Source organism: Streptomyces sp. AC550_RSS872, from assembly GCF_019049285.1.
GTDB lineage: Bacteria > Actinomycetota > Actinomycetes > Streptomycetales > Streptomycetaceae > Streptomyces.
In genome coordinates, this window is the sequence record NZ_JAGMUL010000107.1 from 19,428 (window position 1) to 38,759 (window position 19,332).

Here is a 19,332-nt window from a genome sequence, read left to right on the forward strand (position 1 = left end):
GGCTCCGCCGCGTGCGCGCGACCAGCCCCCACGACATGCAGTCGGCCGACAACCTGTGGTCCCCTGTACGCTCCCCACATGCGCCTTCCCGGTCACGCACACCGCCGCCAACCAGACGACATCGTGATCGGCCCCCTGGACCTCTCAGCCCGCGTCGACGAGGCCCTCGCAGTCCAGGCCGTCGCTTTCGGCCTGGGCCCCGAAGAGGTGGCAGTACGGCGCCAAATCGTCCTGCGCCACATGACGTACCCAGGAGCAAGGGCCCTCGGCGCCACCACAGCGGAGCGCCTCGTCGGATTCGTCTACGGCATGCCCAACGACCGTACCCACTGGTGGTCCACCGTCGTGGAACCGTACCTCCGGGCCCAGGGCTACGACGACTGGCTCGACGACTCCTTCGTCATCACGGAACTCCACGTCCTGCCGCAGTACCAGAACCGCGGCGTGGGCCGTTCCCTCATCACCACGATCACGGACGGTGCCGCCGAACCCCGCTCGATCCTCTCGGCGATCGACCTCGAGAGCCCGGCCCGCGGCCTCTACCGCTCCCTCGGCTACCAGGACCTCGCCCGCCAGGTCCTGTTCCCGAGCGCCCCCAAGCCGTACGCCGTGATGGGCGCACCTCTCCCGCTCCGCCGCCGGTAGGGGCAAGGCCCCCGCCAACCGATTTCCACCGCCCCGTACCCCCCGGCTAACCTCCTGCCATAACCCAAACCAGCAGGAGTACGAGAACCATGGCGAACGCACCGGTCCAGCGCATGTCCCAGTTGATGGCGAAGACGCTGCGCGACGACCCGGCGGACGCCGAGGTCCTCAGCCACAAGCTGCTCGTCCGCGCCGGCTACGTCCGCCGTACGGCGGCCGGCATCTGGTCGTGGCTGCCCCTCGGCAAGCGGGTCCTAGCCAACGTGGAGCGCATCGTCCGCGAGGAGATGGACGCCATCGGCGCCCAGGAGGTGCTGCTCCCCGCGCTGCTGCCGCGTGAGCCGTACGACGCGACGGGCCGCTGGGACGAGTACGGCCAGGAGCTGTTCCGGCTCAAGGACCGCAAGGGCGGCGACTACCTGCTCGGCCCGACCCACGAGGAGATCTTCACCCTGCTGGTGAAGGACCAGGCGTCCTCCTACAAGGACCTGCCGGTCATCCTCTACCAGATCCAGCACAAGTACCGTGACGAGGCCCGCCCTCGGGCGGGCATCCTGCGCGGCCGCGAGTTCCTGATGAAGGACTCCTACTCCTTCGACACGGAGGACGAGGGCCTCGCCCAGTCCTACGCCCTGCACCGCGCCGCCTACCAGAAGATCTTCGCGCGCCTCGGCCTCGACTACCGCATCGTCGCCGCCACCGCCGGCGCGATGGGCGGCTCCAAGTCGGAGGAGTTCCTCGCCCCGGCCGGCGCAGGCGAGGACACCTTCGCGGACTGCCCGAACTGCGACTTCGCGGCCAACACCGAGGCGATCTCGTACGAGCTGAAGCCGGTGGACGCCGAGGGCGTGCCCGCCCTCGAAGAGATCCCGACGCCCGACACCCCGACCATCGAGACCCTGGCCGCCCACCTCGGCGTCCCGGCCTCCGCGACCCTGAAGAACCTGCTCGTCAAGGTCGACGGCGAGATCGTCGCCGTCGGCGTCCCCGGTGACCGCGAGGTCGACATGGACAAGGTCGAGGCCCACTTCGCCCCGGCCGTCGTCGAGATGGTCACCGAGGCGGACTTCGCGGGCCGCCCGGACCTGGTCCGCGGCTACGTCGGCCCGCAGGGCCTGGGCGAGAAGGTCAAGTACATCGCCGACCCGCGCGTGGCCCCCGGCACCTCCTGGATCACCGGCGCCAACAAGGACGCCACGCACGCCAAGAACGTCGTCGCCGGCCGTGACTTCGAGGTCGGCGAGTACGTCGACGTCGTGGTCGTGCAGGAGGGCGACCCCTGCCCCAAGTGCGGCACCGGCCTCAAGCTCGACCGCGCCATCGAGATCGGCCACATCTTCCAGCTGGGCCGCAAGTACGCCGACGCCCTCAAGCTCGACGTCCTCGGCCAGAACGGCAAGCCGGTCCGCGTCACCATGGGCTCCTACGGCGTCGGCGTCTCCCGCGCCGTCGCGGCCCTCGCCGAGCAGACCGCCGACGACAAGGGCCTGTGCTGGCCCGCCGAGGTCGCCCCGGCCGACGTCCACGTGGTCGCCGCCGGCAAGGCCCTCCAGACCGAACTGGCCCTCGACGTCTCCGAGAAGCTCTCCGCGGCCGGCCTGCGCGTCCTGTGCGACGACCGGGCGGGCGTCTCGCCGGGCGTGAAGTTCACCGACTCGGAGCTGATCGGCGTACCGCAGATCCTGGTGGCCGGGCGGCGCGCGGCCGAGGGCGTCGTCGAGCTCAAGGACCGCAGGACCGGTGAGCGCGAGGAGCTGACCGTGGACGAGGCGATCGCCCGCCTCACCGCGTAAAGGATCTCCTCAGAGAGTTCTACGAGGCACCAAGGGCGCCTCACGGCTTTCACTCAGGCCGTTCCCCGACCGTAGGACGTGACACGGCGTCACTACGGAGGGGAACGGCCCTGAGACCAGGGAACGGGGTGCCGCGGCCGCCGCCAAGGGGCGCGGGGAACTGCGCGAGCAACCACGAAGCACCCGCAGCCGACAACGCACCCCTCATAGCCACCCGGCAAACTCCAGCAACAACTCAGCATCCCTGGGCCGGCCAACCCGCAGCGCCCGAACCCCCGACTCAACGGCCCGAAACAACGTCCACCCCCGCAACCGCTCCTGATCCACCTCCAACGACTCCGCAAGCCGCTTCACCCGCCGCCGCGTAATCGCCGCCCCCGAGGGCGAGGCGATCAGATCCTCCACCCGATCCCGCACCAACCGCGCCAGATCGAAAGCGCACTCACCCACCACCGGATCCGGCCCCACGGCCAACCACGGCATCCGCTCCCCGGCCAGCACCTTGCTCTGCCGAAACGTCCCATGCAGCAACCGCGTCTCAGGCGGCGCGGCCAACAGCTCTTCCCGGGCGGCAAGAGCAGCACCGACCAGCCCAGCCACCTCCGCCTCCGCCGACGCGGTCACCCGCATCGCCTCGGCCTGCCGTCCCGTCCGCTCGGCGACCGTCTCGAAGGCATGATCGCCGGGCGGCTCCACCCACAGTCGCCGCAACGTCCCCGCCGCCTCCAGCAGCGCCTTCGCCTCCGGCAGCGACCGCACCGACAGATCCGGATGCAGCCGCTCCAGCAGCAGCACACCCTCGGTCACGAACGGTTCGAGAAGCTGTACGGCGCCCACACCGCCCCAGCGCGCGAGCGCGGCCCGCTCGCTCTCAGGGCGGAACCGGGGCGGGGCCAGCTTGAGCACAGCGGGGGTGCCGTCCGCACGCCGCACCAGTACCACCAGGCTGCTGCGGCCGCCAGGCACTTGCACCCGCTCAACGGTCAACTCGCGTAGCGTGACGGCCTGGTGGGCCGTCTCCGGCAGCTCCACCAACCAGTCGTCACCGTCCGGCGCCGTTTCACCGAGCGCCCTGACCAGACGCTGCGGCGGTTCGAAAGCCATGCGCGAGTCGTCCCTTCCCGTACGTGTTCGCCGGTCGGCCGACCGGTCGGCGTCAGGCGGTGGGCGCCGGCGAGGCCGCCCCCGTGCCCGCCCGCTCGACGAGCCCAGGGAAGGCTACGCTCTCGCCCCGCCAGCGCACCGCCCGCACCGCCGCCTCCCGCAGCGCCTCGGCGGCCGTACCCCGCAGCTGACCTTCGGCGGCCCGCACCAGGTCGGAGTACACCCCGGCCACCCGGTCCTCCAGGCCGGCGGCGAACCGGACGGCCGCCGCCGAGTCCGGCACCGGGAACGGCAGCGCGTACGCGGCGCTCGCGGCGACCGGCTCGGCGCCTAGGTCACGTACCTCGCGCGCCAGCGCGTCCCGCCGCGCCCGGTGCCCGTCGTACGCCGCACGTGCTGCCGAGCGCTGCTCCTCACGGATCCGGCCGCCGACGACGCCGTACCCGTACACCGCCGCGTGCTCGGCGGCGAGCGCCGCCTGAAGGGCCTTCAGCTGCTCCTTCTTGCCGCCCTTGCCCGTCTCGCTCACTTGGCCCCCTCCGTCAGCAGATATGCGTGCGCGGCCCCGGCCGCCGCCACCGAGGCCAGCAGCCGCGCCAGTTCGCCCGGCAGGTCGAGCAGCGCCTTCGCCCGGCGGTCCGCGAGCGCCCGTTCGGCGGCGGCCAGGTCGGTCAGCGCGTCCCGCTCGTCCCCGGGCACGGCGGCCGTGGCAGAGGCCGACGGCGACGCCTTCCCGGAGGGAGCGGAAGCCGTGGGCTCGGAGGACCCCCCGCCGAACGCCTCCACATGCCGTACGGCCTCCGCCCGCAACGGCCCCACCAGCACCGCCAGTGCCGGATGGACGGCGAGCACCGCGTCGTACCGCTCGACCAGACCCGCGCTGTCCAGGGCCGCACGCGCGCGTGCCCGCTCGGCGAGTGACGGACTGCCACCGGTGCCGCCGTCCGAGTCCTCGGATCCGGAGGAGCAGCCCACCAGCAGCGCGGCGCCCGCGGCCGAGGCGAGCAGGGTTCTTCTGCGCGGCCCCGAGGGGGAGCGCGGCGGCGAGGGGTACGGCACGGCAGATGTCCTCGGGGAACTCGTACGAAAGCGGTTACGGGAACAGCGGGTCGAACAGGCCCGTGATCACCGTACCCGCGCGAGCCGACGGCACCACTCATCGGCACCGTCCGTGCCCAGGTGGACGGCAACAGTCCCTGCGACCGGATACCCTTTGACCAGACACGCGCCCCATCCCACAACAGCACACGCGGCCGAGGAGTCACCCGGATGAGCACCACCCAGAGCGAGAGGCTGCGAGAACTACTGGAGCCGCTCGTCAGCTCCCAGGGCCTGGATCTCGAAGAGATCGCAGTGGACTCCGTCGGACGCAAGCGTGTGCTCCGCGTTGTCGTCGACTCCGACACCGGTGCCGATCTGGACCGGATCGCCGATGTGAGCCGTGCGCTCTCGGCGAAGCTCGACGAGACGGACGTGATGGGCGAGGGCGAGTACACCCTCGAGGTGGGTACCCCGGGCGCGGAGCGCGCCCTCACCGAGCACCGCCACTACGTACGTGCCGTCGACCGGCTCGTGAAGTTCCAACTCGCCGAGGGCGGCGAGCTGGTGGCCCGGATCCTGACGGTCGACGACGACGGACTCGACCTCGAAGTGCCCGGAGTGAAGGGCCGCAGGGCCACCTCCCGCAGACTCGGTTTCCCGGAGATCGACAAGGCGCGCGTGCAGGTCGAGTTCAGCCGCAAGGACAGCAAAGACAGCAAGGACGAGAAGGAAGAGGAGGCGTAGCCGTGGACATCGACATGAGTGCCCTGCGGGGCTTGGTACGGGAGAAGGAGATCTCCTTCCCCCTGCTGGTCGAGGCGATCGAGTCGGCCCTCCTCATCGCCTACCACCGCACCGAGGGAAGCCGCCGCCACGCGCGCGTGGAGCTGAACCGGGAGACCGGCCATGTGACCGTGTGGGCGAAGGAGGATCCCGAGGATCTGGAGGAGGGCCAGGAGCCCCGCGAGTTCGACGACACCCCGTCCGGCTTCGGCCGTATCGCCGCCACCACCGCCAAGCAGGTCATCCTCCAGCGGCTGCGCGACGCCGAGGACGACGCGACGCTCGGCGAGTACGCCGGCCGTGAGGGCGACATCGTCACCGGCGTGGTCCAGCAGGGCCGCGACCCGAAGAACGTGCTCGTCGACATCGGCAAGCTGGAGGCCATCCTGCCGGTGCAGGAGCAGGTGCCCGGCGAGACCTATCCGCACGGGATGCGGCTGCGGTCGTACGTCGTACGGGTGGCGAAGGGCGTGCGCGGTCCGTCCGTGACCCTCTCGCGCACGCACCCCAACCTGGTGAAGAAGCTCTTCGCGCTGGAGGTGCCGGAGATCGCCGACGGCTCCGTCGAGATCGCCGCCATCGCCCGTGAGGCCGGCCACCGCACGAAGATCGCCGTACGGTCCACCCGCAGCGGTCTGAACGCCAAGGGCGCCTGCATCGGTCCCATGGGCGGCCGTGTGCGCAATGTCATGGGCGAGCTGAACGGCGAGAAGATCGACATCGTCGACTGGTCGGACGACCCGGCCGAGATGGTGGCGAACGCGCTGTCGCCGGCCCGGGTCTCCAAGGTGGAGGTCGTGGACATGGCAGCCCGTTCCGCCCGTGTGACCGTGCCCGACTACCAGCTGTCACTGGCGATCGGCAAGGAAGGGCAGAATGCCCGACTCGCCGCCCGGCTCACCGGCTGGCGGATCGACATCCGCCCGGACACCGAGCAGGCCGGGGAATAGATCCCAGCCGTAGGTCGCTCAGATCACGTCAGGTTACTGCGCGGCAACTGTTCGAATCCTGCCCCAAAGGGGTGAGGTCGGTACGGGGAGGTAGACTTAACGGTGTCTGGCCGGACACGCGTCCGCGCATGCCCTGAACGCACCTGTGTGGGGTGCCGGGAGCGAGCGGCCAAGGCTGATCTGCTGCGGATCGTGGCGATCAAGGACGAGTGCGTCCCTGATCCTCGCGGTACGCTGCCCGGCCGGGGTGCGTACGTACACCCCGCACTGGTCTGTCTCGACCAGGCGGTACGCCGCCGGGCGTTCACGCGGGCGTTGCGCGCCCCGGGAGCGCTCGACACAAAGGCGTTGCGCCAGTACGTCGAGCAGACAACAGTTGCTGAGCAGGCAACACCGTAAGACGCGTCGCGCGGAACCCCCGTGCGGCCCTGGTACCCCGCGAGTTGGAAGTAGGTCGAGATTGCGATGAGCACTCGATGAGCACGCGATGAGTACGCCCATGAAGTAGCGACGGTCCGGACACACCCGGACCTAAAAGGAGCGAAGTGGCTAAGGTCCGGGTATACGAACTCGCCAAGGAGTTCGGGGTTGAGAGCAAGGTCGTCATGGCCAAGCTCCAGGAACTCGGTGAATTCGTCCGTTCGGCGTCTTCGACCATCGAAGCGCCCGTCGTCCGTAAGTTGACGGACGCCCTCCAGCAGGGCAACGGAGGCGGCAAGCCCGCTTCCGCCCGCAAGGCTGCCCCGGCAAAGCCGGCGGCCCCCTCTCCGGCGCAGGCTGCCCGTCCGGCCGCCCCGCGCCCGCCGGCCCCCAAGCCGGCCGCTGCCGAGAAGCCCGCGGCTCCCGCCGCGCCGGCCACTCCCGGCCCCCGTCCGACCCCGGGCCCGAAGCCCGCGCCGCGGCCCGCCCCGGCGTCCCCGGCTCCGACCGCGCCCGAGTTCACGGCGCCCCCGGCGGCTCCCGCCGCTCCGGCCGCCTCCCAGGGCCAGGGCTCCGGCCCGCGTCCGGGTGCTCCGCGTCCGGGCGGCCAGGCGCCGCGTCCCGGCGCCCCCCGTCCGGGTGGTCCCGGCCAGGGCGGCCAGGGCCGTGGTGACCGCGGCGACCGTCCCGGCGCTCCGCGTCCGGGTGGCGGCGGCGCGCGTCCCGGTGCCCGTCCGGCCGGTCCCCGTCCGGGCAACAACCCGTTCACCTCTGGTGGCTCCACCGGCATGGCGCGCCCGCAGGCGCCCCGTCCGGGCGGCGCCCCGCGTCCCGGCGGCCAGGGCGGCCCCGGTGCCCCCGGCGGCGCTCCGCGTCCGCAGGGTCAGGGCGGTCCCCGTCCCCAGGGTGCGGCGGGCGGTCCCCGTCCGCAGGCTCCGGGCGGCGCGCGTCCCACCCCGGGCGGCATGCCCCGTCCGCAGGGCGGCGGTCCGCGTCCCGGCGGCGGCCCCGGCGGTCCGCGTCCGAACCCCGGCATGATGCCGCAGCGTCCTGCTGCCGGCCCGCGTCCCGGCGGCGGTGGCCCCGGTGGCCGTGGTCCCGGTGGCGGCGGTCGTCCCGGTGGCGGTGGCGGCGGTCGTCCGGGCGGCGGCGGCTTCGCCGGTCGTCCCGGTGGCGGCGGCGGTGGCGGTTTCGCCGGTCGTCCCGGTGGTCCCGGTGGCGGTGGCGGCGGTTTCGCCGGCCGTCCGGGTGGTCCCGGCGGTGGCGGCGGTGGCCGTCCCGGCTTCGGCGGCCGTCCCGGTGGTCCCGGTGGCCGTGGTGGCACGCAGGGCGCCTTCGGTCGTCCCGGTGGTCCCGCGCGTCGTGGCCGTAAGTCGAAGCGGCAGAGGCGCCAGGAGTACGAGGCCATGCAGGCCCCGTCGGTCGGCGGCGTGATGCTGCCTCGCGGCAACGGCGAGTCCATTCGCCTGTCGCGCGGTGCGTCGCTCACCGACTTCGCGGAGAAGATCAACGCCAACCCGGCGTCGCTCGTCGCGGTCATGATGAACCTCGGCGAGATGGTCACCGCGACGCAGTCCGTCTCCGACGAGACCCTCCAGCTCCTCGCCGACGAGATGAACTACACGGTTCAGATCGTCAGCCCGGAGGAGGAGGACCGCGAGCTGCTCGAGTCCTTCGACATCGAGTTCGGCGAGGACGAGGGCGACGAGGAGGACCTGGTGGTCCGCCCGCCGGTCGTCACCGTCATGGGTCACGTCGACCACGGTAAGACCCGGCTGCTCGACGCCATCCGCAAGACGAACGTCATCGCGGGCGAGGCCGGCGGCATCACCCAGCACATCGGTGCCTACCAGGTCTCGACCCAGGTCAACGAAGAGGACCGCGCGATCACCTTCATCGACACCCCGGGTCACGAGGCGTTCACCGCCATGCGTGCCCGTGGTGCCCGGTCGACGGACATCGCGATCCTGGTCGTCGCGGCCAACGACGGCGTCATGCCGCAGACGGTCGAGGCGCTCAACCACGCCAAGGCGGCCGAGGTCCCGATCGTCGTCGCGGTCAACAAGATCGACGTCGAGGGCGCCGACCCGACCAAGGTGCGCGGCCAGCTCACCGAGTACGGGCTGGTGGCCGAGGAGTACGGCGGCGACACGATGTTCGTCGACATCTCCGCCAAGCAGGGTCTGCACATCGACTCCCTGCTGGAGGCCGTGATCCTGACGGCCGACGCCTCGCTCGACCTGCGGGCCAACCCGAACCAGGACGCGCAGGGTATTTCCATCGAGTCCCGCCTCGACCGCGGCCGCGGTGCCGTGGCGACGGTCCTCGTCCAGCGAGGCACGCTGCGGGTCGGCGACACGATGGTCGTGGGCGACGCCTACGGTCGTGTGCGCGCCATGCTCGACGACAACGGCAACAACGTCGCCGAGGCCGGTCCGTCGACTCCGGTCCAGGTGTTGGGTCTCACCAACGTCCCGGGCGCGGGCGACAACTTCCTCGTCGTCGAGGAGGACCGTACGGCCCGCCAGATCGCGGAGAAGCGTGCCGCTCGCGAGCGCAACGCCGCCTTCGCGAAGCGCACGCGCCGCGTGTCGCTGGAGGACCTGGACAAGGTGCTGAAGGCCGGCGAGGTCCAGCAGCTGAACCTGATCATCAAGGGCGACGCGTCCGGATCGGTCGAGGCTCTGGAGTCCTCCCTGCTCCAGCTGGACGTCGGCGAAGAGGTCGACATCCGCGTCCTGCACCGCGGTGTCGGTGCGGTCACGGAGTCCGACATCGACCTGGCCATGGGCTCGGACGCCATCGTGATCGGCTTCAACGTGCGCGCCGCCGGGCGTGCGCAGCAGATGGCCGAGCGCGAGGGCGTGGACGTCCGGTACTACTCGGTCATCTACCAGGCGATCGAGGAGATCGAGGCGGCCCTCAAGGGCATGCTCAAGCCGGAGTACGAAGAGGTCGAGCTCGGTACGGCGGAGATCCGCGAGGTCTTCAAGTCGTCCAAGCTGGGCAACATCGCGGGTGTTCTCATCCGCTCCGGCGAGGTCAAGCGCAACACCAAGGCGCGCCTCGTCCGCGATGGCAAGGTCATCGCGGAGAACCTCAACATCGAGGGTCTGCGTCGCTTCAAGGACGACGTCACCGAGATCCGCGAAGGGTTCGAGGGCGGTATCAACCTCGGCAACTTCAACGACATCAAGGTCGACGACGTCATCGCGACGTACGAGATGCGCGAGAAGCCGCGGGCGTAAGGCCGACGGTTTGCGCTGGCCGACGGGAGCTTGCTTCCGTCGGCCAGCGCGCCGTTCCGGGGGCTGTCGCCCCCCAGGACGGCGCTTCGGCCCTGAACGGGCCTCGTCCTCAAACGCCGGACGGGCTGAATGCGCTCGACCGGCGCTCGGGAGCTGCCCGGGTCTACGGAGCGTAATATCCGTCGATCGGCCCGGCCCCTTCGTTGTACGGTTCTGATGTCCCTGCCTCACCGATGGCAGGGCCATCGATCCCGTACCGGCGGGTGAACCGGTTACACACATGTATGTGGGGACGCTGTCCTTCGACCTCCTCCTCGGCGACGTACGGTCGCTGAAGGAGAAGCGATCCGTCGTCCGCCCGATCGTCGCCGAGCTTCAGCGCAAGTACGCGGTGAGCGCGGCCGAGGTGGACCACATGGACCTCTACCGGCGGGCCGGGATCGGCATCGCCCTGGTGTCCGGCGACGCCGGTCACCTCACCGACGTACTGGACCGGTGCGAACGGCTGGTCGCCGGGCGTCCGGAAGTGGAACTGCTGTCGGTCCGACGGCGCTTCCACGGTGACCACGACGACTGACGACCAACAGCCAAGAACGTAGAAGAAGAAAGAACGGGAGACGGACCAGTGGCCGACAACGCGCGGGCGAAAAGGCTGGCGGACCTCATCCGGGAGGTGGTGGCCCAGAAGCTGCAACGTGGGATCAAGGACCCGCGGCTCGGCTCGCACGTCACCATCACGGACACGCGGGTCACGGGTGACCTGCGGGAGGCGACCGTCTTCTACACGGTGTACGGGGACGACGAGGAGCGGGCGGCCGCCGCGGCCGGACTGGAGAGCGCCAAGGGCGTGCTCCGGTCGGCGGTCGGGGCTGCCGCGGGCGTGAAGTTCACACCGACCCTGACCTTCGTCGCCGACGCCCTTCCGGACACCGCCCGGACCATCGAGGACCTCCTCGACAAGGCCCGGCAGTCCGACGAGAAGGTGCGCGAGGTGTCCGCGGGCGCGAAGTACGCCGGTGAGGCGGACCCGTACCGCAAGCCGGGCGCCGAGGACGAGACGGACGGCGACACCGCGGAATGACGCAGAAGCACACCACGCCCGACGGCCTTGTCATCGTCGACAAGCCGTCGGGCTTCACTTCGCACGACGTGGTCGCCAAGATGCGCGGTATCGCGCGCACGCGACGCGTCGGGCACGCCGGCACCCTCGACCCCATGGCGACGGGCGTCCTCGTCCTCGGCGTCGAGAAGGCGACCAAGCTCCTCGGTCATCTGGCCCTGACCGAGAAGGAGTACCTGGGCACGATCCGCCTGGGCCAGACCACCGTCACCGACGACGCCGAGGGCGAGATCACGGGGTCGGCCGACGCCTCGAAGGTCACCCGCGACGGCATCGACGCCGGGATCGCCAAGCTGACCGGCGACATCATGCAGGTGCCGTCCAAGGTCAGCGCCATCAAGATCGACGGGGTGCGCTCCTACAAGCGGGCGAGGGACGGCGAGGACTTCGACATCCCCGCCCGGCCGGTCACCGTCTCGTCCTTCTCGGTCTACGACGTCCGGGACGCCGTCGCCGACGACGGCACCGCCGTGCTCGACCTGGTCGTCTCGGTGGTCTGCTCCTCCGGCACCTACATCCGTGCCCTCGCCCGTGACCTCGGTGCCGACCTGGGCGTCGGCGGCCACCTCACGGCGCTGCGCCGCACCCGGGTCGGCCCGTACAAGCTGGACTCGGCGAGGACCCTGGAGCAGCTCCAGCAGGAACTGACGGTGATGCCGATCGCCGAGGCCGCCGCGGCCGCGTTCCCGCGCTGGGACGTCGACGCCAGGCGCGCCCGGCTGCTGACCAACGGGGTCCGGCTCGACATGCCCGAGGAGTACGCCGGCGCCGGTTCCGTCGCCGTCTTCGGCCCCGAGGGCCGCCTCCTCGCGCTCGTGGAGGAACACAAGGGCAAGGCGAAGAGCCTGGCCGTCTTCGGCTGAGGCGCCGGGCACCGCGGTCCGGTGCCTGCCCGTGGAGCGGCGGTCACGGGGTCGTGCCCGCCGCTCCACGGTCCCCCCTCGGTTCCCCCACCCCTAGGGTGTATCCAACGACGCCCGCCTGTTCACCCGTCTGTGCAGGCGCTCGGAGTGAACCGAGGGAGCGGAAGGGGGCGCGTTCGCTGCGCGATCTGTCCCACTGATCACATCCCGCCTACCGTCGAAAAAACAGGGCGCAGGCGTATGGGCGTGTGGGCGCACGGCGGGGAGGTTCGACGATGGCGGGACGAGGCCCCGGGGCGGGCGGCGACCGCCGGATGCCGGACGGCACGCGGGCGACGGGGGCGCCGGGCGAGGCCTGGGGCACGTGGGACGGAGACCTGCAAGGGGAGCGGGGCGCGCGGGACAGCGAGTGGGGCGGTCCTGGGGGCCTGGGGGCCGCGTCGGGGGTCTGGGCCGCGGCGGATGGGCTTGGTGGCGCTGCGCCGGGCGCTGGCGGACCAGGTCAGGGCCTGGGCCATGGGTCAGGGCCCTGGGCTGCGGCGGGCGATCTCGGCCGGGCCGAGCGGGACGCCGGCGGACCAGGCCGGGATGTGGGGGCCGCGTCGGGGCCTTGGGTCGCGTCGGGCGGGCTGGGCGGGCCTGAGGTGGATGCCGGTGCAGGGCTTCGGGATGTGGGGGCCGCGTCGGGGACTCCGGAGGGGGGCGGGCTCTCCGGGGCCGGTGGCGCTGCTGAAGGTCGCGGTGGGGAGTGCCCGGGCGGCGACGGCCTGGGCGTCCTTGTGCGTGACGAGGACCTGGTGCGTATCCATGACCTGGCCGGGCGGCCTCGCGGTCTGGGGTTCGTGGCCGACCATCGCGGCACGGTCGTCACCAGCCATGAGGTGGTCGATGGTCTGGCCCGGCTGGTCCTGTGCGCTGCCGATGGGGAACGTTGCTCTGTGGTGCCCGCGGCCGAGGTGACCTCGTTGCCGGAGCTGGGCCTGGCTCTCGTACGGACTCAGGGGCTGGGCGTGGAGCCGTTGCCGGTGAGTGCGCGGGATCGGGTCGGGATCGGGGCGTATGTGCGGATCGCGGCCGGGGGATGGCGGGAGGCGCGGGTGCTGGGCGCGGTGTCCGCGACGTACTCCGTGACGGACCGCCTCCATCTTCTCGACGGTGCCCTGGAGTTGGCGATCGGTACGGCCGGCCGGGATGCGCTGCGGCAGGGCGGCGGGGCGGCCGGAGGGCCCGTCCTCGATGCCGGAACCGGCGCTGTCGTGGGCGTCCTCGGCACGGCCCTGCGGTCCGGTCAGCGCGATGCCGTTCTCGCCGTACCGCTGAACCCACGGTGCGGCGGGCCGCTGGCCGAGCTGCTCGCCGAGAACGCGGCGACGGTGCCGGCGTACGGAGCCGACCTCAACCTGGCCGGCGTACTGGAGCTGACGGCCACGTCGGTCGGGCAGGACGGTCCGGCGGCGGACGCCGGGGGAGTGACGGCTCCGGTCGAACGCGGCTTTACGGCACGGGAGTTCAGTGCCTTCACCACGAGCCGGGCTTGCGTGCTGGGCCTGGTCGGGCGCCCCGGCAGCGGCCGTACGACGGAACTCGCGACCCTCGCCGCCCGCCGCCACCGAGGCCCGGAAGGGGCCCCCACACTGTGGCTGCGCGGCGCCGACCTCAAGAGTGACGACACCTCCGTGGCCGACGCCGCGCGCCGGGCGCTGACCCGGGCGGCCCGCATCGTGGCGGCGTCGGCATCCGTCGACCCCGCCGCCCTGGGCGACACGACCCCGGAGCGGCTGGCCGGCCTCTCCCGCGCCACCGGCCGCCCCCTTCTGCTCCTCCTGGACGGCCCGGAGGAAATGCCGCCGGTCCTGGCCCACCGGCTCACGGAGTGGACCGAGGGCACGGAGGAGTGGCTGCGGGTGACGGGGTCGCGGCTGGTGGTGGCGTGCCGGGCGGAGTACTGGGAGGGGGCCGGCGCCGAGTTCCCGCAGGAACTGCTGTACCGCCCGGCTGAGCCGGCGGCGCACTGGGCGTCCGGACGGATTCCGCCCTGCGTGCCGCTCGACGACCTCACCCCCGACGAGGCCCGGCAGGCCCGCGCCCGCTACGGCATCCCGGAAGGCGCCCTCTCCGGCCCCGATGCCCGCCACCCCCTCGCCCTCCGCCTCCTCTCCGATGTTCGCGCCGCCCTCCCCGACGCACCGACCGCTCCGGTCGACCGCGACGACGTCCTCTCCGCCCACCTCGACCTCATGTGCCTGCGCGTCGCCGTCCGCCTCGCCGTCGAGAACGGCCTGCGCGGCACCGCCGTACGCCGCCTCGCCGCCAAGGTCTCCGGCCAGGTCCACGAGGCCGCGCGGCGCAGCCTCGGGCCCGGTCAGGGAGAGCTGGACCGGGCGTCGTTCGAGGCGGTGTTCCCGTGGGGCCAGGCGCCCGCGCGGCTCGGCGGCGGTACCGGCTGGGCGTCCGCAGTCCTCACCGAAGGCCTCCTCGTCCCCGCGGGCAACGGCTACCGCTTCGCGCACGAGGAGCTCGCCGACTGGGTCCAGGGCATGCACCTCGACCTGGACGAGGCCCTGCACGCCCTGGTCCACCGCCGCCGCACCGACCCCGACGCCGAGCACCCCCTCCCCGTACCGCACCACCGCATCGGACCCGTCGTCCAGGCGCTCCTGCTGCTCCCACGGCACCATGGGCATCGCCAACTCACCCTCCGGCTGGAGGAGTTGATGGACGCGTTGGAGGCTGACCGCGCCTCTTGGTGGGCTGCCCGGCTCCTCGCCGAGACCCTGCTGCGCGTTCCCGACGCGACGCCGTACCTGGACGTCCTGCGCCTGCTCACCGACCGGATCGTGGCTTGGCGGTGCCACCATCGCGCCGCGCCCGGCGAGTTCGACCCCGGCTTCTGGACCGCGCTGCCGCTCCCCGATGGTGAGCGGCTCGACCTGCTCCGCCGTCTCGTCCGCACCGACGGCCCGCCCGCCGAGGGCTCCGAGGCGCGCGGCGCCTCAGAGCCCCGGCAGTCCCGTCGTCCCCGGTACCTGGACGCCGTCGCCCGGCTCCTCGCCGCCGACCCCACCGCCGTACAACGCCACCTCACCCGCTGGTTCGACGACGACCGGCCGCTGCCCGCCACCCCGCACGCGACCGTCGCCGGAGCCGCCCAGGCCCTGCTCCACACACACCGCCACGGCGCCCTCGACGACCTCACCGAGACCCTCGTCGACAGCGCGCACCGCAAGGCCGACGAACTCCTCGCCGTACTGTCCGAGGAGGAGACCTCCGCGATCTGCCGGGCCGTCGACCGCTGGGCGCACGACGAACGGCCCGGGCGGCGCGTGGCGGCGGTGGCGTACGGGCTGCGCGCCGCGCCCCATGTCCGCACCGAGGCCGACCGCGAGTTGCTCCGCCACGCCGCCCTCGCCCTGCTCGCCCGCCCCGACGACTGCACCCTGCACGGCGGCGCGCTCGCCGTCCTCGTCCGGGACCCGCACACCCGTACCCGCCATCTCCCGCAGGCGCTGGCGCACTTCGCGGCCGACGACCCCCAGTTCCCGCCCAGCGCCCTGGTCGTCGCCCTCGCCACCCACCCCGACCAGGTCCTCGAAGCCTTCCGGGCACGTCTGAGCCGACCGGACGCCGCAGCGGCGCTGCGCACCCTCGCCGACGTCACCACGCCCGGCCTGGCGTCCAGGGTCGCCGTCGTCGTCGGGGAGGCGGTACGGCGGCGCCCCGAGACGGCCGCGGACGTCGCCGCGTACGTCGACCGGCGCCTCGACCAGGGCCCGAGCGCACACGCCGTCCTCTTGCCGCTGGTCACCGGCCTGCTGGACGGCGGCACGGAACCGGTCCGGGCGGCCCTCGCCGTCGTGCTCGCCGCTCCCGGCGCTCCCGGCTCCCGCGCCCTGCGCCGCGACCTGCTGGACTTCCTGCTCGCCCACGAACGCGCGCCCGCCGTGCTCGACGCCTTCCTGCACGCCACCGTCCGGCGGCGCGGCGACCGGCCGGACGACGGCCTGCGCGACCTCGTCCACCACACCGGTCTGCTGCTCGTCCGAACACCGGACGGCGCGGCCCGTTTCGACCGCGGCCTGGTCGACCTGGGCCGCCACGTCCCCGGCTTCGCCGCACGGGTCGCCGGCTGGCTGACCGACACCCCGCAGGAGTGGACGGCGGTGGTGGGCCCGAGCACCCGCAGGATGATCGAGAACCTGTCCGGCGTCCGAGTCCCCGCATGAGCAGCGCGTCCGTACGTGCACCCGGTCACAGCATCCATGCCGATGCGGGCCGTGGGCGCCCGGCATGGCACCCTTAGACCTGCATAAGAGCGTACGGGCATAGACGGACACGGGTTCGACGAGGAGCGGTCACAGTGCAGCGCTGGCGTGGCTTGGAGGACATCCCCCAGGACTGGGGGCGCAGCGTCGTCACCATCGGTTCCTACGACGGGGTCCACCGAGGGCACCAGCTGATCATCCGGCATGCCGTGGACCGCGCCCGGCAGCTGGGCGTCCCCGCCGTCGTCGTCACCTTCGACCCGCACCCGAGCGAGGTCGTCCGCCCCGGCAGCCACCCGCCCCTGCTCGCCCCGCACCACCGCCGCGCCGACCTCATGGCCGACCTGGGCGTGGACGCGGTGCTGATCCTCCCCTTCACGACCGAGTTCTCGAAGCTGTCGCCGGCCGAGTTCGTGGTCAAGGTCCTGGTCGACAAGCTGCACGCCAAGGCGGTCGTCGAGGGCCCCAACTTCCGCTTCGGACACCGGGCCGCGGGGAACGTCGAGTTCCTCGCCGAACAGGGCAAGACCTACGACTACGAGGTCGAGGTCGTCGACCTGTACGTGACCGGCGACGCGGGTGGCGGCGAGCCCTTCTCCTCCACCCTGACCCGGCGCCTGGTCGCCGAGGGTGACGTCGAGGGCGCCGCCGAGATCCTGGGCCGCCCGCACCGCGTCGAGGGCGTCGTCGTACGCGGAGCCCAGCGGGGCCGTGAACTCGGCTTCCCCACGGCCAACGTCGAGACCCTCCCGCACACCGCCATCCCCGCCGACGGTGTCTACGCCGGCTGGCTGCACGCCCAGGGCGAGATGATGCCGGCCGCGATCTCCGTCGGCACCAACCCGCAGTTCGACGGCACGGAGCGCACGGTCGAGGCGTACGCGATCGACCGCGTGGGTCTGGACCTGTACGGCCTGCATGTCGCCGTCGACTTCCTCGCCTTCGTCCGCGGCCAGGCGAAGTTCGAGTCGCTGGACGCCCTGCTGGAGCAGATGGCCGAGGACGTGAAGCGCTGCCGGGAGCTGATCGCGGCCGCCGAGAAGCACGACAAGCAGTAGCCGGTCGGACGACGACGAAGGGCGGCCGGTGCCTCCGAGGCACCGGCCGCCCTTCGTGGTTCACGCGCTCACGCGCTACTGCTGCGTCCAGCCGGGCGGTACGGAACCCTGCTGCGGCTGCTGCCCCTGCTGCGGGTCCTGGGGCGGCGGCGCCTGCTGCTGCCAGCCCTGGCCCGGCGCGGGCTGCTGCGGCGCCTGCCCCCAGCCCTGACCCGGCTGCGGAGCGCCGCCGGGCTGGGCGTAGGGCTGCTGCGGCTGCTGCTGCGGAGCCGGGTAGCCCTGCTGCTCCGGGTAGCCCTGCTGCGGCTGCTGGTACTGCATGTTCGGGTTGCCGAAGCCCTGCTGGGTGCGCGCGATGTCCTCGGCGATGACCGAGGCGAGGTCGAAGTAGGCCTCGCGCGTCTTCGGACGCATCATGTCGAGGTCCACCTCGGCGCCCGCCGCGAGATGCTCGTCGAAGGGGATCACGACGACACCGCGGCAACGGGTCTCGAAGTGCGCGACGATGTCCTCCACCTTGATCATCTTGCCCGTCTCGCGGACACCGGAGATCACGGTGATCGACCGCTGGACGAGATCGGCGAAGCCGTTCGCCGACAGCCAGTCGAGCGTCGTCGAGGCGCTGCTCGCACCGTCCACCGAGGGCGTGGAGATGATGATCAACTGGTGGGCGAGGTCCAGCACTCCGCGCATCGCGCTGTAGAGCAGGCCGGTGCCCGAGTCCGTGAGGATGATCGGGTACTGCTTGCCGAGCACGTCGAGCGCGCTGCGGTAGTCCTGGTCGTTGAAGGTGGTGGAGACCGCCGGGTCCACGTCGTTGGCGATGATCTCCAGGCCCGAGGGGGCCTGCGAGGTGAAGCGGCGAATGTCCATGTAGCTGTTGAGCTGCGGGATCGCCTGCACCAGGTCACGGATGGTGGCGCCCGTCTCGCGCCGCACCCGTCGGCCGAGGGTGCCCGCGTCCGGGTTGGCGTCGATCGCGAGGATCTTGTCCTGCCGCTCGCTGGCGAGCGTGGCACCGAGCGCCATCGTCGTCGTGGTCTTGCCGACGCCGCCCTTGAGGCTGATGACCGCGATCCGGTAGCAGGACATCACCGGCGTACGGATCAGACCCAGCTTCCGCTCCCGCTCCGCGGCCTCCTTCTTGGCGCCGAGCTTGAACCGGGACGGGGCCTGGTTGTTCTTGCGGGCCTTGGGCTGGTTGCGCAGCAGCCGGTCGGACGACAGCTCCACGGCGGCGTTGTAACCGAGCGGAGTGCCGGGCGCGGCTTGCTGCTGCTGGGGGGCACCGGGACCGGCCTGGGGGCCGGGCGGGGCGCTCCAGCCCTGGTTGCCCTGGCCCTGGTTGCCGTAGGCGGCGGGCGGGACAGCGGGGTTCTGCTGGGGTGCCTGCTGCTGCGGCGCCTGCGGCTGGGGCTGGGCCGGGGGCTGCTGTTGGGGTGCCGGCTGCTGCTGAGCCTGCTGCTGGGGGTAGCCGTAGCCGCCCTGCTGGGGCGGGTAGCCGTAACCGGGCGGCGCGGGCTGCTGCTGGGGGTAGCCGTACCCCTCGGCCTGCGGCTGGCCCGGCTGGGGCTGCCCGGGGTGCGGCTGGGGCTGCGGCTGCTGCTGGGCAGGCTGCGGCTGGCCGGGGTGCGGGGCCTGGGGCGGGTAGCCGTATCCGTCGGCCTGGGGCTGCGGCTGCGGCTGGCCCGGGTGCGGTGCCTGCTGCGGGTAGCCGTACCCGGCTGCCTGCGGCTGTCCGGGCTGGTGCGCCTGGCGCGGGTCGGCGGGCATGGGCTGTCCGCCCTGCGCGGGGTAGCCGGGCTGCGGCTGGGCAGCGCCGAACGCGCCCTGCGCTGGGACCTGTTGGGCGGGCTGACCGGGGTGCGGCTGGGCCGGGGCCTGGGGGTAGCCGTAACCGGGGGCCTGGCCGGCTACTGCTGCGGCCGCGGCGGCCTGCGGGTCCGGCTGGCCGGCCTGCTGCGGAGCCCCCTGCGCGGGGTGCGCGGGCGCGAAGCCCTGGGGCAGCGGGGGGAGGCCCTGGTGGGGCGGGGGCGGCACGGGGG

The 19,332-nt window shown here is 72.6% G+C and carries 16 protein-coding genes; 11 read left to right on the top strand and 5 right to left on the bottom strand.

Annotated elements, in window-relative coordinates; genetic code table 11:
* The first annotated feature begins 78 nt into the window (after window positions 1-78).
* On the top strand, window positions 79-645 hold the full coding sequence (locus KUM44_RS31885) for a GNAT family N-acetyltransferase (protein ID WP_217213238.1): 567 nt from the start codon (window positions 79-81) through the stop codon (window positions 643-645).
* A gap of 89 nt (window positions 646-734) precedes the next feature.
* The gene (locus KUM44_RS31890) at window positions 735-2,438 is read left to right on the top strand and encodes a proline--tRNA ligase (RefSeq protein ID WP_217213239.1); all 1,704 of its coding nucleotides are present in this window, start codon (window positions 735-737) and stop codon (window positions 2,436-2,438) included.
* Between the two features lie 204 nt (window positions 2,439-2,642).
* Here the strand turns inward: KUM44_RS31890 and KUM44_RS31895 are convergent, their stop codons facing one another.
* The 3 genes from KUM44_RS31895 to KUM44_RS31905 are packed head-to-tail and all read right to left on the bottom strand — an operon-like array spanning window position 2,643 to window position 4,601.
* Complete coding sequence (locus KUM44_RS31895; protein WP_217213240.1) at window positions 2,643-3,542, bottom strand: aminoglycoside phosphotransferase family protein; 900 nt, start codon at window positions 3,540-3,542, stop codon at window positions 2,643-2,645.
* A gap of 52 nt (window positions 3,543-3,594) precedes the next feature.
* Window positions 3,595-4,071, bottom strand: a complete 477-nt coding sequence (locus KUM44_RS31900; protein WP_217213241.1) for a ferritin-like domain-containing protein — start codon at window positions 4,069-4,071, stop codon at window positions 3,595-3,597.
* A complete protein-coding gene (locus tag KUM44_RS31905) occupies window positions 4,068-4,601 on the bottom strand; it encodes a hypothetical protein (RefSeq protein WP_217213242.1) in 534 nt (177 codons plus the stop codon). The genes KUM44_RS31900 and KUM44_RS31905 overlap by 4 nt, the downstream gene beginning before the upstream one ends.
* Window positions 4,602-4,811: 210 nt before the next feature.
* On the opposite strand from KUM44_RS31905, the gene rimP reads away from it, so the two are divergent.
* The 7 genes from rimP (at window position 4,812) to truB (ending at window position 11,967) form a co-directional block, all read left to right on the top strand.
* The gene (gene rimP / locus KUM44_RS31910) at window positions 4,812-5,327 is read left to right on the top strand and encodes a ribosome maturation factor RimP (RefSeq protein ID WP_217213243.1); all 516 of its coding nucleotides are present in this window, start codon (window positions 4,812-4,814) and stop codon (window positions 5,325-5,327) included.
* Between the two features lie 2 nt (window positions 5,328-5,329).
* On the top strand, window positions 5,330-6,316 hold the full coding sequence (gene nusA, locus KUM44_RS31915) for a transcription termination factor NusA (RefSeq protein ID WP_217213244.1): 987 nt from the start codon (window positions 5,330-5,332) through the stop codon (window positions 6,314-6,316).
* A gap of 102 nt (window positions 6,317-6,418) precedes the next feature.
* Entirely contained in the window at window positions 6,419-6,715 is a 297-nt protein-coding gene (locus tag KUM44_RS31920) for a YlxR family protein (protein WP_079056305.1), read from the top strand.
* A gap of 146 nt (window positions 6,716-6,861) precedes the next feature.
* Window positions 6,862-9,984: a translation initiation factor IF-2 gene (gene infB / locus KUM44_RS47335; protein ID WP_217213245.1), complete on the top strand. Its 3,123-nt coding sequence runs from the start codon at window positions 6,862-6,864 to the stop codon at window positions 9,982-9,984.
* 280 nt (window positions 9,985-10,264) lie between these two features.
* The gene (locus tag KUM44_RS31930; protein WP_048584635.1) at window positions 10,265-10,561 is read left to right on the top strand and encodes a DUF503 domain-containing protein; all 297 of its coding nucleotides are present in this window, start codon (window positions 10,265-10,267) and stop codon (window positions 10,559-10,561) included.
* A 48-nt stretch (window positions 10,562-10,609) separates the two neighbouring features.
* Window positions 10,610-11,065, top strand: a complete 456-nt coding sequence (gene rbfA, locus KUM44_RS31935; protein WP_031484943.1) for a 30S ribosome-binding factor RbfA — start codon at window positions 10,610-10,612, stop codon at window positions 11,063-11,065.
* The gene (gene truB / locus KUM44_RS31940; RefSeq protein WP_217213246.1) at window positions 11,062-11,967 is read left to right on the top strand and encodes a tRNA pseudouridine(55) synthase TruB; all 906 of its coding nucleotides are present in this window, start codon (window positions 11,062-11,064) and stop codon (window positions 11,965-11,967) included. The genes rbfA and truB overlap by 4 nt, the downstream gene beginning before the upstream one ends.
* A 521-nt stretch (window positions 11,968-12,488) precedes the next feature.
* Here the strand turns inward: truB and KUM44_RS46970 are convergent.
* A complete protein-coding gene (locus KUM44_RS46970) occupies window positions 12,489-12,845 on the bottom strand; it encodes a hypothetical protein (protein WP_217213251.1) in 357 nt (118 codons plus the stop codon).
* Here KUM44_RS46970 and KUM44_RS31950 point away from each other — a divergent pair.
* The gene (locus KUM44_RS31950; RefSeq protein ID WP_217213247.1) at window positions 12,765-16,190 is read left to right on the top strand and encodes a serine protease; all 3,426 of its coding nucleotides are present in this window, start codon (window positions 12,765-12,767) and stop codon (window positions 16,188-16,190) included. The two genes, KUM44_RS46970 and KUM44_RS31950, sit on opposite strands and share 81 nt — an antisense overlap.
* 134 nt (window positions 16,191-16,324) lie before the next feature.
* Complete coding sequence (locus KUM44_RS31955) at window positions 16,325-17,287, top strand: bifunctional riboflavin kinase/FAD synthetase (protein ID WP_217213248.1); 963 nt, start codon at window positions 16,325-16,327, stop codon at window positions 17,285-17,287.
* A 75-nt stretch (window positions 17,288-17,362) separates the two neighbouring features.
* Here the strand turns inward: KUM44_RS31955 and KUM44_RS46030 are convergent.
* Window positions 17,363-19,332 (bottom strand): MinD/ParA family protein (locus tag KUM44_RS46030; RefSeq protein WP_254390423.1); only part of this gene is annotated, 1,970 nt, incomplete at its 5' end.

Bases quoted from the DNA above. Each gene is read 5' to 3' on its own strand.
- KUM44_RS31885 (WP_217213238.1), top strand. From the start codon at position 79: ATGCGCCTTCCCGGTCACGCACACCGCCGCCAACCAGACGACATCGTG.
- KUM44_RS31890 (WP_217213239.1), top strand. From the start codon at position 735: ATGGCGAACGCACCGGTCCAGCGCATGTCCCAGTTGATGGCGAAGACG.
- KUM44_RS31895 (WP_217213240.1), bottom strand. From the start codon at position 3,542: ATGGCTTTCGAACCGCCGCAGCGTCTGGTCAGGGCGCTCGGTGAAACG.
- rimP (WP_217213243.1), top strand. From the start codon at position 4,812: ATGAGCACCACCCAGAGCGAGAGGCTGCGAGAACTACTGGAGCCGCTC.
- KUM44_RS31930 (WP_048584635.1), top strand. From the start codon at position 10,265: ATGTATGTGGGGACGCTGTCCTTCGACCTCCTCCTCGGCGACGTACGG.
- truB (WP_217213246.1), top strand. From the start codon at position 11,062: ATGACGCAGAAGCACACCACGCCCGACGGCCTTGTCATCGTCGACAAG.
- KUM44_RS46970 (WP_217213251.1), bottom strand. From the start codon at position 12,845: ATGGCTGGTGACGACCGTGCCGCGATGGTCGGCCACGAACCCCAGACC.